Raw genomic sequence first — 19,020 nt, 5'->3', positions numbered from 1 at the left:
TGGGTCCCCGCCTTCGCGGGGACACATTGGGGGTGGGGCAGCGCTGGCTACGCGTCGAACAGGCCGTCCTGGCTTCCGGCCGGCGGGTTCAGGCCGAGATGCTTCCACCCGCCCGCGTTCAGGAACCGGCCGCGCGCGGTGCGCGCGATCAGGCCGAGCTGGATCAGATACGGCTCGATCACCTCCTCGATCGTGTCGCGCGGTTCGCTAAGACCCGCCGCCAGCGTCTCGACGCCGACCGGGCCGCCGCGATAAATGTCCGCGATCATCATCAGATAGCGCCGATCCATCGCATCGAGCCCGAGCGAATCGACCTCGAGCCGGTTGAGCGCCGCGTCGGCCGCGCGCGCATCGACCGTCTCGTGCCCCGCGACATTGGCGAAATCGCGCACGCGCCGCAGCAACCGCCCGGCGATCCGCGGCGTCCCGCGCGAACGGCGCGCGACCTCCATCGCGCCGTCCTTGGCGATGCCGAGCCCCAACAGCCCGGCGGCGCGCGAGACGACCCGCTCCAGTTCCTCGACGGTATAGAATTGCAGCCGCACCGGGATGCCGAAGCGATCGCGCAACGGCGTCGTCAGCAGCCCCTGCCGCGTCGTCGCGCCGATCAGCGTGAACCGCGGCAGGTCGATCCGTACCGAGCGCGCGCTGGGCCCCTCGCCGATCATCAGGTCGAGCGCGCGGTCCTCCATCGCCGGGTAGAGCACTTCCTCGACCGCGGGCTGCAACCGGTGGATCTCGTCGATGAACAGCACGTCGCCATCCTCGAGATTGGTCAGCAGCGCGGCGAGATCGCCCGACTTGGCGATCACCGGCCCCGAGGTGGCGCGGAATCCCACACCCATCTCGCGCGCGACGATCTGCGCGAGCGTCGTCTTGCCGAGCCCCGGCGGCCCGAAGAACAGCACGTGATCCAGCGCATCGCCGCGCGATTTGGCCGCCTGGATGAAGATGCGCAGATTTTCCCGCGCCGCCTTCTGCCCGACGAATTCATCAAGGTTCTTCGGGCGCAGCGCCGCGTCGACGTCTTCGGGACGCTTTTCGGCGTTAAGGATGCGGTCTGTATCGGTCACCCGCTCGCGATAGCGCGCTCGCGGTGAAGGGGGCAAGGCGGCTATGGCGGTGCGATGACCGACAATCGCACACGCCCCGATTTATATCTGCTGTCGGGAGTCTCGTCCGCGCTGGAGGCGGCGCTGGCCGCGCGCTTCACGCTGCACCGGGCGGATCCGCCCGTAACGACGCGGGCGATCGTCGGCGGCGGGACGAGCGTGGTGGATGCGCCGCTGCTCGATCGCCTGCCCGCGCTGGAGATCGTCGCGATCCACGGCGTCGGCCATGACGGGATCGACCTCGCCGCAACGCGCGCGCGCGGCGTCGTGGTGACGACCACGCCCGACGTGCTGACCGACGACGTCGCGGACCTCGCGATCGGGCTGATGCTGGCGGTGCAGCGGCGGATCGTCGCGAACGACCGGGCGGTGCGCCAAGGCGGCTGGCAGGTGCCGTTGGCGCGGCGCGCGAGCGGTCGCCGGATCGGCATCTATGGACTCGGCCAGATCGGCAAGGCGATCGCTGCCCGCGCCCGGCCGTTCGCGCGCGAACTCCACTACACCGCGCGCACCGCGAAGACCGATGTCGAGGGCGTGTTCCATGCCGATATCGCGTCGCTCGCCGCCGCGTGCGACGTGCTGATCCTCGCGGCCCCCGGCGGCGCGGCGACGCGGCATATCGTCGATGCCGCCGTTCTCGCCGCGCTCGGGCCCGACAGCATCCTGGTGAACATCGCGCGCGGCAGCCTGGTCGACGAGCCCGCGCTGGTCGCGGCGCTGCGGTCGGGGGCGATCGCGGGTGCAGGGCTCGACGTGTTTGCCGACGAACCGGTCGTGCCCGATGCGCTGGTAGCGATGGAGCAGGTCGTGCTGTCGCCGCACCAGGGCAGCGGCACGGTCGTCGCCCGCGCCGACATGGCCGCGCTGGTCGTCGCCAATCTCGACGCGCATTTCGCCGGATCGCCCCCGCTCACCCCGCTATAGGGACCGACCTGGAAGTGAGCGCGTGGTCGGCCCTGCGCCTAAGACTTCGATGCCTTGCGCAGCGCCAGCCGAACGAGCGCGTCGAGCGAGGCGGCCGGTCCCAGTTCCTCGTCCGCCGCCGCCACCGCCACGCTCGCCTCGTTCGGCCGAAACCCGAGGTTGAGCAACGCCGACACCGCATCCGCAGACGCGCCGGGCGCCGCGTTGACCACCGCCGGCCCGACGCCGAGCGCGATGCCGCCGACCTTGTCCTTCAGTTCCATGACGATGCGCTGGGCGAGCTTGGGCCCGACACCGTTCGCCCGCGCGACCATCGCCTTGTCGCCGCTCGCGATCGCGCGGCTCAGGTCGACGGGCTCAAGCGCGGACAGGATCGCCAGAGCGACGCGCGCGCCCACCCCCTGCACCGCCGTCAGCAACCGGAACCAGTCGCGCTCGTCCGCGCTCGAAAAGCCCACCAGTCGCTGGAAATCCTCGCCGACGAGCAGTTCGGTGAACACCGTGCACGCCTCGCCGATCGGCCCGAGCGCCGACAATGTGCGCGCCGACGCGCCAACGAGATACCCGACGCCGCCGACGTCGATCACGGCATGGTCGATGCCGGTCGAGTCCAGCCGTCCTTTGAGATGCACGATCATTACCGCGATCGGTAGAACATAGGACGCGCCGCGTCATCCTATCAAAGCGTCTTTCGCGAGGGGCGCCGCAGGGCTCGCGCTATGCCGAGCCGATCAAACAGAAACGCGTGACCGGCCGAGCAGCGTTACCCGACTGGATCCCCGCGAACGCCCGATATGGGGTCGGACGTGAGTGCGATCGCCGCCTCAGCCTTAAGCCCCGCCCTGCCTCTCAGACTATCTAGTCGGCGGTCGTCGATGGGCCGGATCCAGGCGGCGCGCCACCCTCTCCCAAGAGTCTCAATTTGCGCTCAAGGCCGCAATTTGGCTTTGGTACCGATCGATCGAAGACCGCTTGACCCTATCGTTGCGCGAGGCTCCGAAACAGCTGAAGCTCGCTGATGGCTGCCCCCAGCACCGAATAGCGCTGCGCCGTCGACAACGCCTCCATCTTCATCGTCGTCCGATCAGCGTCGCTCATCTCTAAAAACGTCCATGCCGCGTCCAGTATGTCCGTCTCGTCGCGCGTATCCACGACGAACGCGTTCTTGCCGTGGATGGCGAATTCGTCCGTACCACCGAGCTTGGGTACGATCGGGACGCACCCGCTCGCCATCGCCTCAAGCGCCGTACGTCCGAAGGCCTGATAATCCGAGAGATCGAGGAAGAGCGTCGATTTGCGAAGCACGTCTGCAACCCCGCTTCTCTTCAGCAGGCCCAGATTGGTGAAGGAGGCTGGAGTGGCCAGTCCTGCCTTGGCAAGCATCTCATCGGTCGCCCCGAATATATATCCATCGATCTGGGTCGAGAATAGAGTGGATAATTCCTGCAGGACCCGAATGGTCCGCTGGGCCGCACGTCGCGGCGTCTGGGGTCGAACCATGGCCGCCAACGTCGGCTTTAGAGCCTGGTCCTCATGCTTGTAGTTATACACGTCATGATCGATGCTCGCCTGGACGCGCGCCGGTCGGATGCCATGATTTTCATAGACGGCCTGGCATATCCAGTCCGTCTTCGCGAACATCTGGCAGCCGGGGATCAATTCGTACGAGTCGAAGCAGCGTTTCCATTGTTCCGAGCCATAGGCGTAGAACAGGGGCTCATAGTCCTGAACATAATAAGCGTATTTAATCGAGTCGCCGAGAACGTCCTTGACGCCCTTGGCATCATAGACCGAGTCGTTGGTCGTAGCGCAGATCACGTCGTATCCCGACGCTATGTCGGCCAGGCCGATCCGATCCGGATAACCGACGATGGTCAGCCGCGGATAGCGCTCGGCTTCGGGATAGTTTTGACGAAACAGGTCGACGTTTTTTCCGTTGATCGCGATTGATACCGAGCAGCCGAGGTCGTGAAGCCCGCACGCTTCCTGGAAGACGCTGTTAGGCCCACCGCCGCCGCCCTTGCTCGGAAGGACGAAGAGGATTTTTGGAAACACGGTCACGACTCCCGCTTGCTGATATGCTCGGACAAGGCGGCTCTCAATTCTATGAGGGGAATGCTCTCGCCAAGCACCCGCTGCAGGCTTTTCCAATCCACTTCGGGATGCTTCTCGGCGCATTTCGCCGTACCGGCCCTGACGAGCTCGGCGCGCTTCGCACTGCCAAAACTGGCCGATTTCACATGATAGACATACGCACTGTCGCAGACATGCAGAACGTAGCCCGCCTTGGTGAGACGCACACAGAGGTCGTTCTCCTCGCCATAGCCGACCGGGAATCCTTCCTCGTCGAGGAACCCGACGGCCACCAATGCGGAGCGCCGGAATAGCGTACAGAAACCGTTCAACAGCGGTACGGCGGGATAGGCTCTGTTGCTCAGGTCGCTGACCAGCCTTGCATAATCATCGACCGTCCATCCGGCAGGCAAGGCATTGACGCGCCACTTTCCCTTTGCATCGTTCAGCGAAGGCACCGACTGCCAAGACGCCGCGTTCGATAGCGCCCCGACGCCAGCGGCCTTGGGGTGATTGACGATGCACGACAGCATTTCGGAAAGCCAATCCTCCCCGACGATCGTGTCGCTGTTCAGGAGGACGATATACTCCGCGGTGGAGGCAGCCAGACCGACATTCGCCGCACGCGTATAGCCGATGTTGCTGCCGTTATCGATGACCCTGATCCAGGGATGCTTGCTGGCGATATTATCGAGACGCCGTGATGTTTCTCGACTCGAGCCATCATTTACCAGGGTCAAGGTATAGGGGACGTGTGTCGCGCGGACTATGGACTGGATGCAGTTCTCGACCTCTTCGATCGCATTGTAGACCGGCACGACGATATCGACCGATCCGACACGATCGATCCACTGCCATTTCCTCCCCTGCGCGCCGGAATGCGGTCGTGGCGCGGGCGGCCCCAGCTTCTGCCAGTCCCCCAGCCCCTTCAGCAGCGACGTCTGGGCTTCGATATTCGGGTCTTCGAACGCACCGTTCCGGCTCGGCTCCGTGAGCAGCCGATCGGGGTTCGACCCCAGAAAGACATCCGAAAGGCTGAAGTCGAACTCTTGTGCCGCAATCTCGAAGACGACGCAGATATGCTTGACGGTCCCCGCGTTCATCGCATCGAGGACCTTCGGGCGTAGATCGAATTTGTAATTGCGCCCGACCGCGTCGACATGGACGTTCTTGGCTATCTCGCCGAAATCGACATCCTCGGTCTTTCCCTGGTTCTCGACGCGCGCCAGAACGAAGATGCGATTGACCTTCAGATAGGTCCCTACCGTCTTTGAATCGCCGCGGGCGTAGAATTGAAGGCACGCATCCAGTGGCTTGATGCGACCCGGGTCGATCTCCGCCTCGATGCGCACGAATCTCGGAAGGTCCGTGGTCGCGCAGGAGATGGCATAGCGCAGGTCGCCCAGCTCGCCCTTGCCGGGGTCTCTCGTGACGATGCTCGTCAGCGATATGATCGCTGCCGATCCAGCCGGCTTCACCAGCGCTGCCCAGCCGTTCGTTATCGGCGAGCGGCCTTTCTCGATCCGCTTCGTAAACGATCCGGTCCAGGAGGTCAGACGCCCATTGATAAGCCAGCTGGCATTCGCCGGCTCATCCTTGGCCGGATCCGCGCTGGCAGTAGCGGGCTGCACCTCCACCACCGCTGCCGGCACGACGGAGGCCGCCGGAATTGCGGCTGCCTTGGTCGTGGCGCCCTTTTCCGTCACGGGCGCGGCGTCGACCGCCGCGGGAGGATCGGCCGCGACGACGTTCGACGACAATGTTTCGATTGCCTTGAAGAACGCGTCGGCGCGTGAACTCGCGCCATATTCCTGACGAACGATCGAAATGAGCGCGAGATCGGCAAGGACAACGGAGAACAATCCCCGCCAGTCCCTCGCAGCATCGATCCCCTTCTTCGTCTGCTCGGAAAACGAAAACGCGCTCGCGAACCATATTGCAGCAGGTCGATCGAACCCGATCCCGCGCGCTTCATGGCCAAGCGGGAGGCCATCACGCATAGGCTCCAACACGCATCTGCTGAATTCGATCGATGTCAGTATGACTGCCGCGTTCTGGGCGGAATCTCGTGATACAAACTGCTCGATGGTCGCTTGGGACGGGCGACGGGCGAGCAGAACTCGCATCAAATAGACGGCCTCCACCACCGATGTGTGTTGCATCGCTAGACCCTAATTTTTACAAGAAAAAGAAACGCGAGATATCTCGCCACCTCGACGTGGTTATCCGAAGCAACATTCAGGTCCATTCTAGTTTCTTACAATCGCAAATTCGGGCTCATATAGCTCTTAATCGGACAGCGACCCCCTGATCGTAACTTCGTCGACCCATTCGAGTGAGTCCTGCTCCCACTTAAGCCATAGCTTGTCGAGATAGTCTGGCGTCCTGTCCCCAAGAACCCAAGGCTTTCCCGGAGTATAGTGCAGAAGCTTGATACGATCGGCATGTTGGTCGAAGAACGTCTCTCCGAGACTTTCAAAGACTCGCCGCCTCGCGTTATACCATATGGGGAGCTCGAGGAATTTGCAGTCCGGGATCCGCCGGATCACTTCGCTTGTTGCCGGCTGTTCGGCGCCAAACGCCTCGCTCGACGCGACCGAGATCGCCAGATCGAAGACGTCATCGGAAATCGCGCCATTTTCAAGGACGACGAAGCCAGAGTTTATCCCCGTCCCCGGCGCATTCTCCTGAGGCTCGAATGCCCTGGTCACCGACGCGAGGGACTTGGCCTCATTGAACTTACTCCGATCCTCCGCCCTGATCGGGAAGTGGGAGGACGCCACCTCCTTCATGGCCTTGACGTGATAATCCGCCGCCAGGAGTTCCTCATCGAGAGGGTTCAGGCACAGCATGTCCGCATCGATAAAGATATGCCTCTTGAATCCCCGCTCCTTGAAGATCGAAAATTTGAGAAACGTGTACTTCGGGGCAAAGGCGACCTTCGACTTTTCGGCAATTTTTTCGCCACGGATCGAAGAAAACGGCGCGAGCTCTTCCTCCCCCATGAATTCTATCGAATGGCATACCGCGCGAACGAAGGGATCATGAAGGACCCTCTTGTCGTCCGTTACCATGATGATCGGGATATTTTGAAGCGAATTTTGCTTGTAGAGCGAGTACAACAGCACTTTTAACGGCCTGATATACTTCCAGTTCATAACGAATATGATTGCTGTATCGTTCATTAGCGCATGTCCTGTGTATTGAGAAGGCCGCGTATCTCGGCAGCCAGTTGCTCGCCCATAGCCAACTCAAAGTCTTCTTGATAATGGGCCGAGTCCGCCATCGCCGCGCCATAGCCGACATCGCGAACCAATGCCGTGGGATCGTAGAAGCGGATATTCTCCGATTCGCCTGCGATACGTTCCAGCGCATCTCTGATGATCTGCCGCTGCGGAATTGGATTCCCGGTGGAAGTCAGGTTCACATGGGGAACCAGGAGTACAGGCATGGGCAACCGATCCAAGATCGATCGCGCTGCATCGTAGAAATCGTCGGGAGACTGCTCAAAGTCGTTAAAGTCCCTGAGCGCCACCGATACCGGATCACTGCCCTCCGAAACGGATCGGGCCAAAGCCAGAACGGCGGCAAAGCGCGGCGACGTCGTCACCACGGCTTCATTCCTAACGCCCGCCCGTTCTTTGACGATCTCCTTCAGCCGATTGATCTGAAGACTGCAGGATCCATATTTCAAGATACGGATGGACGATATTTCAATAACGACGACATCATGTTTGATGACGCGTCTTTTCCTGCTTTCGTCATCCGGCTGGAATTTCTCATTCCTGATCGACAGGAGTGAATACAGCTCCTTCGGCGGACGCATGATACCGTCGTTGACATGCAGCATCTGGTGAATGTCGGCAGCACTGTGCACGAACCCGAATACCGGGTCGCCGATATAAGACATCTCCGGGACGGCGGCCAGCGCACGCTTGAGCGGCGTGTGCACGCGACAACTGCCAATCGCAAACACTCTAGTCGGTTCATTGCCGGCAGACATTTCAGATTTCGATTCTGCCGACATTCTGCTCCCCAGCCCCATTTGGCATGCGGTCAGTAGCGGTCTGTCAATTTCATGGCAAATGCTGGATAGCACGATGGCGCTTATTGAATAGTAGGTTTCTTACTACTCCGCGCAAGCTATTGATTCAGGTAGGTTATGCTATTTAGCTTATTTACAATTAATCTTGGCATACCGTTCTAGGCTGTACTTTGTTCGACTCGTGTTCCTGATGGACCACAGCGTGCCTGGTACGGATGAATTAGCCTATTGCGCTGACTGACTATTTGGGAGAAATATTATATCGAATTGAGAGCGATCTCAGCAGCCTCACCGACATCAGTTTTGCATAATCTAGGGCTAAAAATGAACGCTTATACTGAAACGGACGCAAATATTTCACGTATAAAGAATACGTTCAATATAATTGATCCTAATTTCGCTTATATATGCGGTGGCCTGCGCAGGATCGGTGTGGATGGTAGCGAATGGCGGGCACGCAAGATGCTGCTATCCGGTGGTTTTAGATATTTTACTAAAATGCAAGCTGCGATCTATGCGGCGCATATCATGCTCAAGCCCGATCTTTTTTTGGATGTCGGCGTCAACTATGCGGAGTGCCTTTTTTCAAAGCCGCTTTTTGACAAAACTAAAACTATTGGCTTTGAAGCAAATCCAGATCTCATCCCGCATATCAACCGTAGCGCTCTTTACAACGACGACGTTAATGTGGAGCTTATCCCGAAGGCGGTTGGCGACGTGGCGGGAGGCGAACTCAGCTTTTATGTCAACGAATTGTCATCCGGCAAATCGACCGCTGCCAGACCAAAATCCTTGAGAGATGTCCGGGAAATTATAGTTCCGTGCACCACTATCGATGCCGAAGTCTCCTCCCGTAATCTCGACAGCTCTACGTTGTTGATGAAAATTGACGTTGAAGGTTACGAACCATACGCATTGCGTGGCGCCGTAAATACTATCAGTAAATCGAAAAGCGCTGCCATTTTCCTCGAGTTCGATTCACTATACATCGAAAGATCCGGCGTAAATTCAAACATGTTCTTTGATGAAATTTTGTCACAGTTCAAGGTATTTGAAGTAAATTCCAATGCCTCACGAGACATTACGTCATTCTCGGAGTTAACTAAGTCACGGGATGAGGGGCAACGAGTCCATGTCGACTTGTGCCTCCTTAGATTCTCGAATTTATCAGATGAGGAACACTTCCGATCTGCATTCCTGGGCTTAAGAAAATTCGTCGCTCCGTTATGGGATTTATAATCCGGCGTCACCGGTATCAGAATTCTACGCAGCGCCTGACATTAGACGCTGATCGTATCAAATATAGACGCGGGGCAGCCCCCCGGTCCGTGGAGCGACTATGAAAATTTCATAGCCAGAACGCCAGCCGGTACAGCGTTTTTGCTGCATAACGATGGTTAAAGACGAAGAGCTGTTTCTCGAACAATGGGCCAATCATTACATCCGGGAACTCCCCGACTGCGGTATTATGATTGTCGATCACGGCTCCAAGGTCCCCGTCGTCGAGACGATCGCACGGCTAGGGTTATCCGGTCGGGTCAGCGTGATCGCCATGCCGGGCTTCCCGTTTGATGATCAGACGAAGTCGGCGATCCTGTCGTCGCTGGCCGGCGCCGCGCTGTGCGGATACGAGACCGTTATCACGAGCGATGTCGACGAGATTTTAATACCCATGCCGTCGACCGCCGCCACTCCGCTGGCCGATCTGCTGGACGGTGAAACCGCTACGTTCGTCGCCCCTACCGGCGTAGAGTTCATACATAATGCCGATTTGGAAGAAGACTTCGACTTTAGTCGCCCATTGCTTGAGCAACGGCGCTTCGTCAGATTCCATTCCGCCTATAGCAAACCGGCGATTTGGCGCTCCAACAGTGCTACATTTGGCTCCGGCCAGCATCACTTATCCGAACCATATGAGTTCACTTCCAAAATTGCCCTAGCGCATTTGAAATATGTTGATGTTAAAGCGTCTCGAAACCGACAGGCGCAACGCAACGATTTTGAATATTCGGATCGACAACTGGCCCGTGGCCGAATCTCATCATGGGAAACGGCCGATCCAGCTACATGGAGCAGGACGCTTTTTGCGAACGCCACGCGGGTAACGGATCAGGCCAATTCGGCAGAGGTTTTCTCGAAGTTCTACTCGGAAATGAACAACAGGCAAAACAAGGCCGGCGTCGTTTTGACGGCGCATACAAGTCACCATCTCAGGTCGAGAACCGAGATCGTCGTATTTTCCGGATTTTAGTTTTCGGGTGATACAAGTGCAAAATCTATCCGAGCAGACCTGCGACGCACGATCATTGCCGCGATCGGTGAGCAGGGTGTGTTCCGCCCACTTCTCGCATTCGGCGATCTCCGTGGTGGCGCCGCGGCCTATAGGACAGGACCGCGGCGGCCGCCTCGCGGTCTTGTCATCCGCGCAAGACGGATGTCACCCGCCGCCCTGGTCCGGCTGGCGAGCACGACGTCATCTGCTCAACGCCGCCAGCCGCGCGCTGACGGTGATGCCGTGTGCCTCGAGCGCCGTGCGAAAGACCCGGGCAAGCGTTGCGCGGCGGGTGTCGAATGCCGCGCCGGTCCCGGGCGTCCAGGCGTTTGCGACGACATCGCGCAAATCCGATAGCGGCGCGTCGTCGAACGGCTGCGTCGGGATCGCCATCGTCTCCGCCATTTCGCGCGTGCGGCTGTCGACATGGAGGACGACGCCCGGTCGCTCGGCCTGGATGGCAAGCGCCACGCCGTGGAATCGCGGCCCGATCGCATAGTCGTAGCGGTGCAGGAAGCTCATCCAGTTCTGGCTGTCGGTAAAGACGAAGGCCCTGCGCCGGCCCCACGCCACGACCTGCGCGGGGGTGAGACCGGGCAGCAACCGCTGCGCCAGCATCGCGAACTCCGCGCCTTGCATATCCGCGGGGTCCGATCGGGCGAGCGCGATCATCGTTGCCGGATGCTGGACGACATAGCATCCGTCATCGCGTTCCGCCGCGGCGATCAGGCGATGCTCCGGTGCCATGTCGGCATGATGCTGGTGGCCGGCCGCGATCGCGGGTCGCGGTCCAAGCCCGGCCGCGACGCGCGCCGCGATCCGCGCGCCAAGGTCGCGGGTCGGCGATAGGAACAGCGACGGACAGCCGATGACGGTCGAGGCATAGCCGTTCCGCGCGAGGATCTCCGCGGTATAGGCGCCGCGCACGAGCATCGCGGGCGCCGTGCCCGCCGCCGCGGCGACGACGTCGAGCGCGGCGCGAGTGCCGGGCTTCAGATCGAGACTCGCACCGAGCCCAGGGGCCTGCGCCCCCAGACCGACCAGCAGCACGGGCAAACCGAACGCCGCGAGCCGCGCCGCCCATCCCGCCAGATCGACATGATCGCCGAGCTGGTTGGCGCACGCGACGACGATGATGTCGGCGGTCGCGCGGACGATCTCGGGCGGCGTGCTCCAGGTGATCATGTGCGAGTCGGCGAGCGACGCGACCAACCCGTCGACATAGGCGACATTGCCCGCATTGCCGCCAAGCGCCTCGGTCAGCGTCGCCGCATCCGCGGTCGGGACACGGCCCGCGTCGCCGAGCTGCCGGATCGACAGGTTGGGCAGGATCGCGATACGGCGACGGGGCTTCGAGACCGCCATGCTAGGCTGCCGCAGATGGCGTGCGTGCGGGATAGCCCGCCGCCGCGTTGTGCAGAGCGTCCGTGGCGGTCGTCGTCCGGCTACAGCCCCCGCCATCGTCGCCCCATTGCACGGGGCGGCTGAAAAACCCCTCCCCGATGCGGCGCACGGGGATGCCGATTTCGCACGCGCGGCGCGAGACTTCGAACCGCGCCCCACTGCGGGCTCGGGATGGCTTTGAGGGCCCCTTCTCCGCCGGATGCCGCCGCGTCGCATATGCCGAACCAGCCCCGATTGGACCGCCATAGGCTTCGCCGCGCGGACGCTGTCGGATCAAGATCCGAGAATATCGAGACTGCAGAAGATCATACGTCATGGAGAGCGGCGCTCTTTCGCAATTGGCATCACTCGCCGTAGCGGCCGAAGCGTTGCGAACAAGACGCCGCGCACGCTCCATCAGCTTTCCGCCACTTGGTCATGACTATGCTGACGGATCAAGACGCTAAAAGTGGAAACAGCGCCTGATGTAATTGGGTATTACTTACAACGAATAGTGTCGGGCACATCGATTGCTGGACTGCGTTGCTGATCGGGATCGCCCCGTCCGCCTGCTCTCAGGCGCCAACGCCCGTTCGTCGCGCCATCGCAGCTGCACTCGCGACGTGGTGCGCGTGGGTGATCGCTACCGCGAGCGCGTCGGCGGCGTCGGGGCCGGCGAGTTTCGCGCCGGGCAGCAGGACCGCCATCATCGCCTGGATCTGTTTCTTGTCCGCGCCGCCGGTGCCGACGACGCCCTTCTTGACGGTCGAGGGGTGGTATTCGCCGATATGCAGCCCAGCACCCGCCGCGGCGAGCAGGACGACGCCGCGTGCCTGGCCGAGCTTGAGCGTCGATTGCGCGTTGGTGTTGCCGAGCACCTCCTCGACCGCGGCGCCGTCGGGGCGTTCGGTGCGAATGACGTCGATCAGCGCATTGTACAGCGCCGTGAGGCGGCGGGGGAGCGCCATCGACGGGTCGGTCTTGATCTGGCCGTTGGCGATATGGCTCAGCCGGTTGCCGTCGGCGCGAATGACGCCCCAGCCTGTGGTGCCCAGGCCGGGGTCTAGTCCGAGGATGATCATGAGAAGAAGGAAGGTTGGTTCGCGCGGAGACGCGGAGGCGCGGAGGTGGTGCGCTTTTGGCGATCGTCGCGAGTCAGCGGGACTGTCGATTTTCCAGTCTGGCCGATCGCTACGAGGCCGCTGACGCGGAAGACGTATCCAAGCAGCACATCTCCCCGCGTCTCCGCGTCTCCGCGCGAACCAACCGTCTTCATCTCAGCCCAGGGTCTCCATGATCTCGTCGGAGATCTCGTAATTGCCCCACACGGTCTGGACGTCGTCGTCGTCGTCGAGTGCGTCGATCAGCTTGAACAGCGTGGCGGCATCGTCGGCGTCGACCGCGACCATCGTCTGCGGGCGCCAGGCAAGCTTGGCGCCTTCGGCTTCGCCGAGCTTCGCCTCGAGCGCCTTGGCGACTTCGTGCAAGTCGCCCTGCGCGGTCCAGACCTCATGGCCGTCCTCGCTCGACGACACGTCCTCGGCGCCCGCTTCGAGCGCGGCTTCGAACACCGCGTCGGCATCGCCCGCGCTCGCCGGATACGAGATCAGGCCGACCCGGTCGAACGCATGGCTGACCGAACCGCCGGCGCCCAGATTGCCGCCATTCTTGCCGACCGCGACGCGCACGTTGGTCGCGGTGCGGTTGCGGTTGTCGGTCAGCGCCTCGATGATCAGCGACACGCCGCCGGGGCCGAAGCCCTCATAGCGGATCTCTTCGTAATTCTCGGCGTCGCCGCGGCTCGCCTTGTCGATCGAGCGCTGGATGTTCTCCTTGGGCAGCGACGCCGCCTTGGCCGCGTTGACCGCCGCGCGCAGGCGCGGGTTCATGTCGACGTCGGGCAGGCCCATCTTGGCCGCGACGGTGATTTCGCGGCTGAGCTTGCTGAACGCCGACGAGCGCTTCTTGTCCTGCGCACCCTTGCGATGCATGATATTCTTATATTTGGAATGGCCTGCCATCTGTGCCTCTATGATTTGATGCCCCGCTCTTAGGCTCCGGAGGCGCTTTTCGCCAGACCGTCGATTTTCGCCTCGATCGCGTCGAGCCGCGCGAGGACGAGGTGATCGATCTTGTGGTGTACGCGCAGGATGTCGAGCTCGGCGCGCAGGTTGGTCTCATAGTCGAGGCTGGCGGCGAGACGGTCCTTCGCCGATTGCCGGTTCTGGCTCATCATGATGATCGGCGCCTGGATCGCCGCGACCGTCGACAGAAGGAGGTTGAGGAAGATGTAGGGGTAGGGATCGAACGCCCGCCCGAACTGCGTGAGGATGTCCGAATTGAGGATCATCCAGCCAACGAGCACCGCGGTGAAAGCGATGATGAACCCCCACGACCCGCCGACTGCGGCCACGCGGTCCGACAGCCGTTCGCCGACCGTCGCGCGTTCGTCGGCGAGGTTCGCGGCGTCGCGGATGACCGTCGTCCCCGCCTCAATTCCCGCGAGGACGCGGCGTTGCGCGTCGTCGAGCTCGCCGGGGGGCTTGCCGAGCAGGCGTTGCGAGAGATCATCGAGCGGAGAGGATGTGGCCATGCCGAGGCGTACCCCGGATCGTCGTCCAAGCCAGCGCGCAAAACCGCACTTGCGACGAGACCCGCGAAAGACTCCTTGCCCCCAAGCGCCCGCACCTGCCAAACGCGCGGCATGACGGTTAGCGTGAATATGGGCACCGACGGCAATGGTACTGCCGTCGGCGTCGACCTGGAGGAACTACTCGCCACGCGCCTGTTGGTGCAGGGCAATTCGGGATCGGGAAAATCGCATCTGCTGCGCCGGCTGCTCGAGCGATCGGCGGGGCATGTCCAGCAGATCGTGATCGATCCCGAGGGCGATTTCGTGACGCTGGCGGGGCCGCACGGCCACGTCGTGATCGAGGCGGGCGACTATAGCGAACGCGAGATTGCGCGGATCGCCACGCGGTTGCGCGAACACCGGACGTCCGCGGTGCTCAGCCTCGAAGGGCTCGAGGTCGAGGGGCAGATGCGCTGCGCCGCGTCGTTCCTCTCCGCGCTGTTCGATGCGCCCCGCGAGCATTGGTATCCGGTGCTGGTGGTGGTCGACGAGGCGCAGATGTTCGCGCCGGTGACGGGCGGCGAAGTGTCCGAGGAAGTGCGTCGTGCGTCGCTCGCGGCGATGACCAACCTGATGTGCCGCGGCCGTAAACGCGGTCTCGCCGGCGTGATCGCGACCCAGCGTCTCGCGAAACTGGCGAAGAACGTCGCGGCGGAGGCGTCGAACTTCCTGATGGGTCGCACCTTCCTCGACATCGACATGGCGCGCGCCGCCGATCTGCTCGGCATGGAGCGCCGCCAGGCCGAAGCGATTCGCGATCTTCAGCGCGGCACCTTCATGGCGCTCGGGCCGGCGGTGTCGCGCCGTCCGATCACGGTGAAGATCGGCGACGTCGCGACGTCCGCGCGCAGCGGCAGTCCGAAGCTCACCCCCCTCCCCAGCGCCGCGCCGATGGACCTGCAGGACCTGTTGTCCGAGCCGGTCGTCGATGCCCCCGAACTGGGCCTGCTGTTCGATTCGCGCCCGCGTCGCGTGCCGGCGGAGGAGCTGCTCGACGGCATCGCCCGCCCGCCCGAGCCACGCACCGCCGCACCGCCGCCGCCCGAGAAGACCGACGACGAGGTCGAGGCGGTCTATGCCGACGTGTTCCGCGCGATCGTCGAGGATCCCGAATCGACGCTGCGCCCGCCCTCGGTGCTGTTCCAGGACTTCCAGGTGCGCTGCCGGATGGGTGGTCTCGCCAAGCCGCCGCTCGACCTGCCGGGCTTCGTTCGCCGCTTGAGTTGCGCCCGCGCGGGCATCTTCGACATGACCGACGAGGCGTGGACCGCCGCGCTCGACGTCGCGAGCGGACTGCCCGACGACATGCTCGGGGCGTTCCTGCTGGTCGCCCGCGCGGCGCGGGAGGGCGAACCCTGCCCTTCCGACGCACGAATCGCGGCAACGTACGGGACGAGTTCGATCGGCCGCGTGAAGCGCCTGATCGGCTATATCGAAAGCCGTGAGCTGATCGTCTGCCGCACCGATCTGGCGGGCAAGCGCTCGATCACGATCCCGGGTCTGGGCTGGACGACCCTGCCGGCGGAGGCGGCTTAAACGCCGTCGGATTGACTCCCCCGTCATCCCAGCGAAAGCTGGGATATTCCGCGGCTAGGAGCCTTTCCCCACCCACCGTTTGCGGGTGTGGGACACGACACGTTCCTCCTCGCCGCAGGAGATCCCAGCGTTCGCTGGGATGACGGATGGGGGGCGGTGACATGGCGCAGGGCGGCTGGGTCTACATCATGACGAACACGCCCTACGGCATGCTCTACATCGGCGTGACCGCGCATCTGGCATCGCGCGTGCAGCAGCACCGGATCGACACGGGATCCGCCTATTGCCGGCGGTATGGATTGAAGACGCTCGTCTTTGCAGAGCAGCACGAGACGATTCAGGATGCGATCGCGCGCGAGAAGAGGCTGAAGGCGTGGCGGCGGTCGTGGAAGGACGATCTGATCGCGACGATCAATCCGACCTGGGCAGATCTCTACGACCAGCTCCATTGAGCGGGCCCGTTACGTTAGATCACCCCCAAGATCGTCATCCCAGCGAACGCTGGGATCTCCCGCGGCGAGGAGGGACGCGGCGTGTCACACAATCGCCGCTGCGTAGTCTGGAAACGCTCCTCGCCGCGGAAGATCCCAGCTTTCGCTGGGATGACGGATAGTACGGGACGAAGCCCCCTCAGATCATGCCCAGGGCTTGGAGGTACACCTCGAGGATCGCCTCTTCCTCCTGATACTCTTCCTTCTTCTTCTTGCGGATCGACAGGATCTTGCGGATCGCCTTGGGGTCGTAGCCGCGGCCCTTGGCTTCGGCCATCACGTCCTTGATGTCGTCCGAGATACCCTTTTTCTCTTCTTCGAGGCGCTCGGCGCGCTCGATCAGCAGGCGCAGTTCGTCCGCTGCGACCGCGCCGCCGCCCATGCCGTGTTGCCGTTCGTCAGACATCGAAAATTCCCCACTCGCGGGCGCCTCAGGCGCCGGCCTCAAACCAATCGAAATACCCCACGCCGTTGATCGCCGTCGCAGGACGTCGTGAATCAGGCCGCTGTGGGTGCGTCGCCGCGTCTAGGCGTTTACCGTGTTCGGCTCAAGCGACGCCGCGGCGTATCGCCACAAATCAGGCGCCAGCCGATTGCGGCGCGTTCTTGGCGACGCTTTGCTTCATCCGTTCGAGCTGCTCAGGGGTCGCGTCGCCCTGGTGATGCGCCTTCCACTGCGCATAGGGCATCCCGTACACGGTCTCGCGCGCTGCATCCTTGTTAAGGTCACCCGCCTCTTCGACCCAGTCGGACAGGCAATTGCGGCAGAAACCGGCGAGCCCCATCAGGTCGACATTCTGCGCGTCTTCGCGGTGGCGAAGGTGGCGGATCAGGCGGCGAAAGGCCTGCGCCGCTACGGCATCGTCCAAAGTATCGAGCGGGTCGGTTTCGGGATTCATTCGTATGCTCCGTGGTTGATCCCGCGGAGATAGGGTTTAAGGCCCGTCGCGGCAAAGAGCTTCCCCGAGGAAACCGCACGCATGACCATCGCTATCGCCCCCCGCTTGCGGAAGGTCCGCATCCTCGCGACGCTAGGCCCGGCCAGCAGCACCCCCGAGATGATCGCCACGCTGTTCCGCACCGGCGCCGACGCGTTCCGCATCAACATGAGCCATGGCGACCAGCAGTCGAAGATCGCGGTGATCCAGGCGATTCGCGCGCTCGAAAAAGAATATGGTCGCCCATCGACGATCCTCGCCGATCTCCAGGGGCCCAAGCTGCGCGTCGGCAAGTTCGACGGTGGCCGCACGGTGCTCGAAACCGGTTCGACCTTCGTGCTCGACCGCGACACGACGCCGGGCGATGCGACCCGCGTCGAACTGCCGCATGACGAGATCTTCGCAGCGATCGAGCCGGGCGCGCGCCTGCTGCTCGACGACGGCAAGCTCGTCCTGCGCGTCGTCTCGCACAGCCCGCGCGAGATCACGACGCGCGTCGAGGTCGGCGGCGCGCTGTCGAACAACAAGGGGCTGAACGTTCCCGACGTCGTGCTGCCGATGGCCGCACTGACCGAGAAGGATCGCAGCGATCTCGACTTCGCGGTCGACCAGGGCGTCGACTGGATCGCGCTGTCGTTCGTCCAGCGCCCCGAGGATCTGTGGGAAGCGCGGAAACTGATCGGCGGCAAGGCAGCCCTGCTCGCCAAGATCGAGAAGCCCGCCGCGATCGAGCGGCTCGAGGAGATCGTCGAGGCCTGCGACGGCGTGATGGTCGCGCGCGGCGATCTCGGCGTCGAGATGCCGCCGCAGGCGGTACCGCCGCTGCAAAAGCGCATCGTCGAGGTGTCGCGCCGGATGGGCCGCCCGGTCGTGGTCGCGACGCAGATGCTCGAATCGATGATCACCTCGCCGTCGCCAACGCGCGCGGAAGTGTCCGACGTCGCGACCGCGGTCTATGACGGTGCCGACGCGATCATGCTGTCGGCCGAGAGCGCGGCGGGCGCGTGGCCGGTCGAATCAGTGGCGATGATGGATGCCATCGGCGTCTCGGTCGAGGCCGACCCGGAACACGGCGACCGCATGCACTTCACCGTGATGAAGCCCGATCCGACGACCGCGGACGCGCTGGCGGAGGCCGCGAAGAACATCGCCGCGACGGTGTCGGCGGTGGCGATCATCTGCTTCACCACCTCGGGCTCGACCGCGCGCCGGATCGCGCGCGAGCGCCCCTCGGTGCCGCTGCTGGTGCTGACGCCGAGCCAGGAGACCGCGCGGCGGCTCGGGCTGCTGTGGGGCACGCATGCGGTCCACACGCGCGACGTCGAATCGTTCGAGGACATGGTGGCCAAGTCGAAGCGGATGGCGTTGCGCCATGGCATGGCGAAGGCGGGCGACCGGGTGATCGTGCTGGCGGGCGTGCCGTTCCGGACGCCTGGGTCGACCAACGTGCTGCATGTGGTGCGGATCGTCGGGGACGAGCTGAAGGGGCATCACTCGCAGGTTTGAGTTTGCTGGCTCTGGGGGGAGGCCTGAAGCGCTCCCTTTCCTGTTCCCCCGCGAAGGCGGGGGTCCAGGGTACCGAGCGCCACGGTATTTAGCTGGCCCCCGCGTCGG

The 19,020-nt window shown here is 62.8% G+C and carries 18 protein-coding genes; 6 read left to right on the top strand and 12 right to left on the bottom strand.

What is annotated here, in order from left to right; genetic code table 11:
• Positions 1-47: 47 nt before the first annotated feature.
• Positions 48-1,073, bottom strand: a complete 1,026-nt coding sequence (gene ruvB / locus C8J26_RS04200) for a Holliday junction branch migration DNA helicase RuvB (protein WP_056411819.1) — start codon at positions 1,071-1,073, stop codon at positions 48-50.
• 54 nt (positions 1,074-1,127) lie between these two features.
• Here ruvB and C8J26_RS04195 point away from each other — a divergent pair, with 54 nt between their 5' ends.
• Positions 1,128-2,036 (top strand): 2-hydroxyacid dehydrogenase, encoded by a 909-nt coding sequence (locus tag C8J26_RS04195; protein WP_107956806.1) that lies wholly within the window; start codon positions 1,128-1,130, stop codon positions 2,034-2,036.
• 38 nt (positions 2,037-2,074) lie between these two features.
• On the opposite strand, the gene ruvA is transcribed toward C8J26_RS04195, so the two are convergent.
• The 5 genes from ruvA to C8J26_RS04170 form a co-directional block, all read right to left on the bottom strand.
• Entirely contained in the window at positions 2,075-2,674 is a 600-nt protein-coding gene (gene ruvA, locus C8J26_RS04190) for a Holliday junction branch migration protein RuvA (protein WP_107956805.1), read from the bottom strand.
• A gap of 340 nt (positions 2,675-3,014) precedes the next feature.
• Positions 3,015-4,097, bottom strand: a complete 1,083-nt coding sequence (locus tag C8J26_RS04185; protein ID WP_167398768.1) for a glycosyltransferase — start codon at positions 4,095-4,097, stop codon at positions 3,015-3,017.
• Positions 4,094-6,271, bottom strand: coding sequence for a glycosyltransferase family 2 protein (locus tag C8J26_RS04180; protein ID WP_146168765.1), 2,178 nt, complete (start codon positions 6,269-6,271; stop codon positions 4,094-4,096). Before C8J26_RS04180 ends, C8J26_RS04185 begins: the two co-directional genes overlap by 4 nt.
• 126 nt (positions 6,272-6,397) lie before the next feature.
• Positions 6,398-7,294 carry a glycosyltransferase gene (locus C8J26_RS04175; protein WP_107956803.1) on the bottom strand — a complete coding sequence of 299 codons (897 nt, stop codon included), beginning with the start codon at positions 7,292-7,294 and terminating at the stop codon, positions 6,398-6,400.
• Positions 7,294-8,136, bottom strand: a complete 843-nt coding sequence (locus C8J26_RS04170; RefSeq protein ID WP_146168764.1) for a hypothetical protein — start codon at positions 8,134-8,136, stop codon at positions 7,294-7,296. The genes C8J26_RS04175 and C8J26_RS04170 overlap by 1 nt, the downstream gene beginning before the upstream one ends.
• Positions 8,137-8,478: 342 nt before the next feature.
• Between C8J26_RS04170 and C8J26_RS04165 the strand changes: the two genes are divergently transcribed.
• Entirely contained in the window at positions 8,479-9,393 is a 915-nt protein-coding gene (locus tag C8J26_RS04165; RefSeq protein ID WP_107956801.1) for an FkbM family methyltransferase, read from the top strand.
• A 154-nt stretch (positions 9,394-9,547) separates the two neighbouring features.
• Complete coding sequence (locus C8J26_RS04160; protein ID WP_107956800.1) at positions 9,548-10,405, top strand: hypothetical protein; 858 nt, start codon at positions 9,548-9,550, stop codon at positions 10,403-10,405.
• 222 nt (positions 10,406-10,627) lie between these two features.
• Here the strand turns inward: C8J26_RS04160 and C8J26_RS04155 are convergent, their stop codons facing one another.
• The 4 genes from C8J26_RS04155 to C8J26_RS04140 form a co-directional block, all read right to left on the bottom strand.
• Positions 10,628-11,791 (bottom strand): polysaccharide pyruvyl transferase family protein, encoded by a 1,164-nt coding sequence (locus C8J26_RS04155; protein ID WP_167398767.1) that lies wholly within the window; start codon positions 11,789-11,791, stop codon positions 10,628-10,630.
• Positions 11,792-12,384: 593 nt separating this feature from the next.
• Entirely contained in the window at positions 12,385-12,891 is a 507-nt protein-coding gene (gene ruvC / locus C8J26_RS04150) for a crossover junction endodeoxyribonuclease RuvC (protein WP_056411838.1), read from the bottom strand.
• Between the two features lie 195 nt (positions 12,892-13,086).
• Positions 13,087-13,830: a YebC/PmpR family DNA-binding transcriptional regulator gene (locus C8J26_RS04145; RefSeq protein ID WP_056411839.1), complete on the bottom strand. Its 744-nt coding sequence runs from the start codon at positions 13,828-13,830 to the stop codon at positions 13,087-13,089.
• 29 nt (positions 13,831-13,859) lie between these two features.
• A complete protein-coding gene (locus tag C8J26_RS04140) occupies positions 13,860-14,402 on the bottom strand; it encodes a DUF1003 domain-containing protein (RefSeq protein ID WP_107956798.1) in 543 nt (180 codons plus the stop codon).
• A 111-nt stretch (positions 14,403-14,513) separates the two neighbouring features.
• Between C8J26_RS04140 and C8J26_RS04135 the strand changes: the two genes are divergently transcribed.
• Together C8J26_RS04135 and C8J26_RS04130 are read left to right on the top strand one after the other, a co-directional pair.
• Entirely contained in the window at positions 14,514-15,977 is a 1,464-nt protein-coding gene (locus C8J26_RS04135) for a helicase HerA domain-containing protein (protein WP_107956797.1), read from the top strand.
• Positions 15,978-16,123: 146 nt separating this feature from the next.
• Entirely contained in the window at positions 16,124-16,429 is a 306-nt protein-coding gene (locus C8J26_RS04130; RefSeq protein WP_244185147.1) for a GIY-YIG nuclease family protein, read from the top strand.
• A gap of 178 nt (positions 16,430-16,607) precedes the next feature.
• Here C8J26_RS04130 and C8J26_RS04125 read toward each other — a convergent pair whose 3' ends face one another.
• A complete protein-coding gene (locus C8J26_RS04125; RefSeq protein WP_197942503.1) occupies positions 16,608-16,850 on the bottom strand; it encodes a DUF2312 domain-containing protein in 243 nt (80 codons plus the stop codon).
• A gap of 196 nt (positions 16,851-17,046) precedes the next feature.
• Positions 17,047-17,367, bottom strand: coding sequence for a DUF1244 domain-containing protein (locus C8J26_RS04120; protein ID WP_107956795.1), 321 nt, complete (start codon positions 17,365-17,367; stop codon positions 17,047-17,049).
• Between the two features lie 81 nt (positions 17,368-17,448).
• Between C8J26_RS04120 and pyk the strand changes: the two genes are divergently transcribed.
• Positions 17,449-18,912, top strand: coding sequence for a pyruvate kinase (gene pyk, locus C8J26_RS04115; protein ID WP_107956794.1), 1,464 nt, complete (start codon positions 17,449-17,451; stop codon positions 18,910-18,912).
• The last annotated feature ends 108 nt before the right edge of the window (positions 18,913-19,020 follow it).

The sequence above is a fragment of the Sphingomonas aurantiaca genome, assembly GCF_003050705.1.
Lineage (GTDB): Bacteria > Pseudomonadota > Alphaproteobacteria > Sphingomonadales > Sphingomonadaceae > Sphingomonas > Sphingomonas aurantiaca.
Note: the sequence above shows the minus strand (reverse complement) of the source record. Positions and strands in the feature narration are given on the sequence as shown.

Coding starts and splice junctions, on each gene's coding strand:
- C8J26_RS04195 (WP_107956806.1), top strand. CDS start 1,128: ATGACCGACAATCGCACACGCCCCGATTTATATCTGCTGTCGGGAGTC.
- ruvA (WP_107956805.1), bottom strand. CDS start 2,674: ATGATCGTGCATCTCAAAGGACGGCTGGACTCGACCGGCATCGACCAT.
- C8J26_RS04180 (WP_146168765.1), bottom strand. CDS start 6,271: ATGCAACACACATCGGTGGTGGAGGCCGTCTATTTGATGCGAGTTCTG.
- C8J26_RS04175 (WP_107956803.1), bottom strand. CDS start 7,294: ATGAACGATACAGCAATCATATTCGTTATGAACTGGAAGTATATCAGG.
- C8J26_RS04170 (WP_146168764.1), bottom strand. CDS start 8,136: ATGTCGGCAGAATCGAAATCTGAAATGTCTGCCGGCAATGAACCGACT.
- C8J26_RS04165 (WP_107956801.1), top strand. CDS start 8,479: ATGAACGCTTATACTGAAACGGACGCAAATATTTCACGTATAAAGAAT.
- C8J26_RS04160 (WP_107956800.1), top strand. CDS start 9,548: ATGGTTAAAGACGAAGAGCTGTTTCTCGAACAATGGGCCAATCATTAC.
- C8J26_RS04155 (WP_167398767.1), bottom strand. CDS start 11,791: ATGGCGGTCTCGAAGCCCCGTCGCCGTATCGCGATCCTGCCCAACCTG.
- ruvC (WP_056411838.1), bottom strand. CDS start 12,891: ATGATCATCCTCGGACTAGACCCCGGCCTGGGCACCACAGGCTGGGGC.
- C8J26_RS04145 (WP_056411839.1), bottom strand. CDS start 13,830: ATGGCAGGCCATTCCAAATATAAGAATATCATGCATCGCAAGGGTGCG.
- C8J26_RS04140 (WP_107956798.1), bottom strand. CDS start 14,402: ATGGCCACATCCTCTCCGCTCGATGATCTCTCGCAACGCCTGCTCGGC.
- C8J26_RS04135 (WP_107956797.1), top strand. CDS start 14,514: ATGACGGTTAGCGTGAATATGGGCACCGACGGCAATGGTACTGCCGTC.
- C8J26_RS04130 (WP_244185147.1), top strand. CDS start 16,124: ATGGGGGGCGGTGACATGGCGCAGGGCGGCTGGGTCTACATCATGACG.
- C8J26_RS04125 (WP_197942503.1), bottom strand. CDS start 16,850: ATGGGCGGCGGCGCGGTCGCAGCGGACGAACTGCGCCTGCTGATCGAG.
- C8J26_RS04120 (WP_107956795.1), bottom strand. CDS start 17,367: ATGAATCCCGAAACCGACCCGCTCGATACTTTGGACGATGCCGTAGCG.
- pyk (WP_107956794.1), top strand. CDS start 17,449: ATGACCATCGCTATCGCCCCCCGCTTGCGGAAGGTCCGCATCCTCGCG.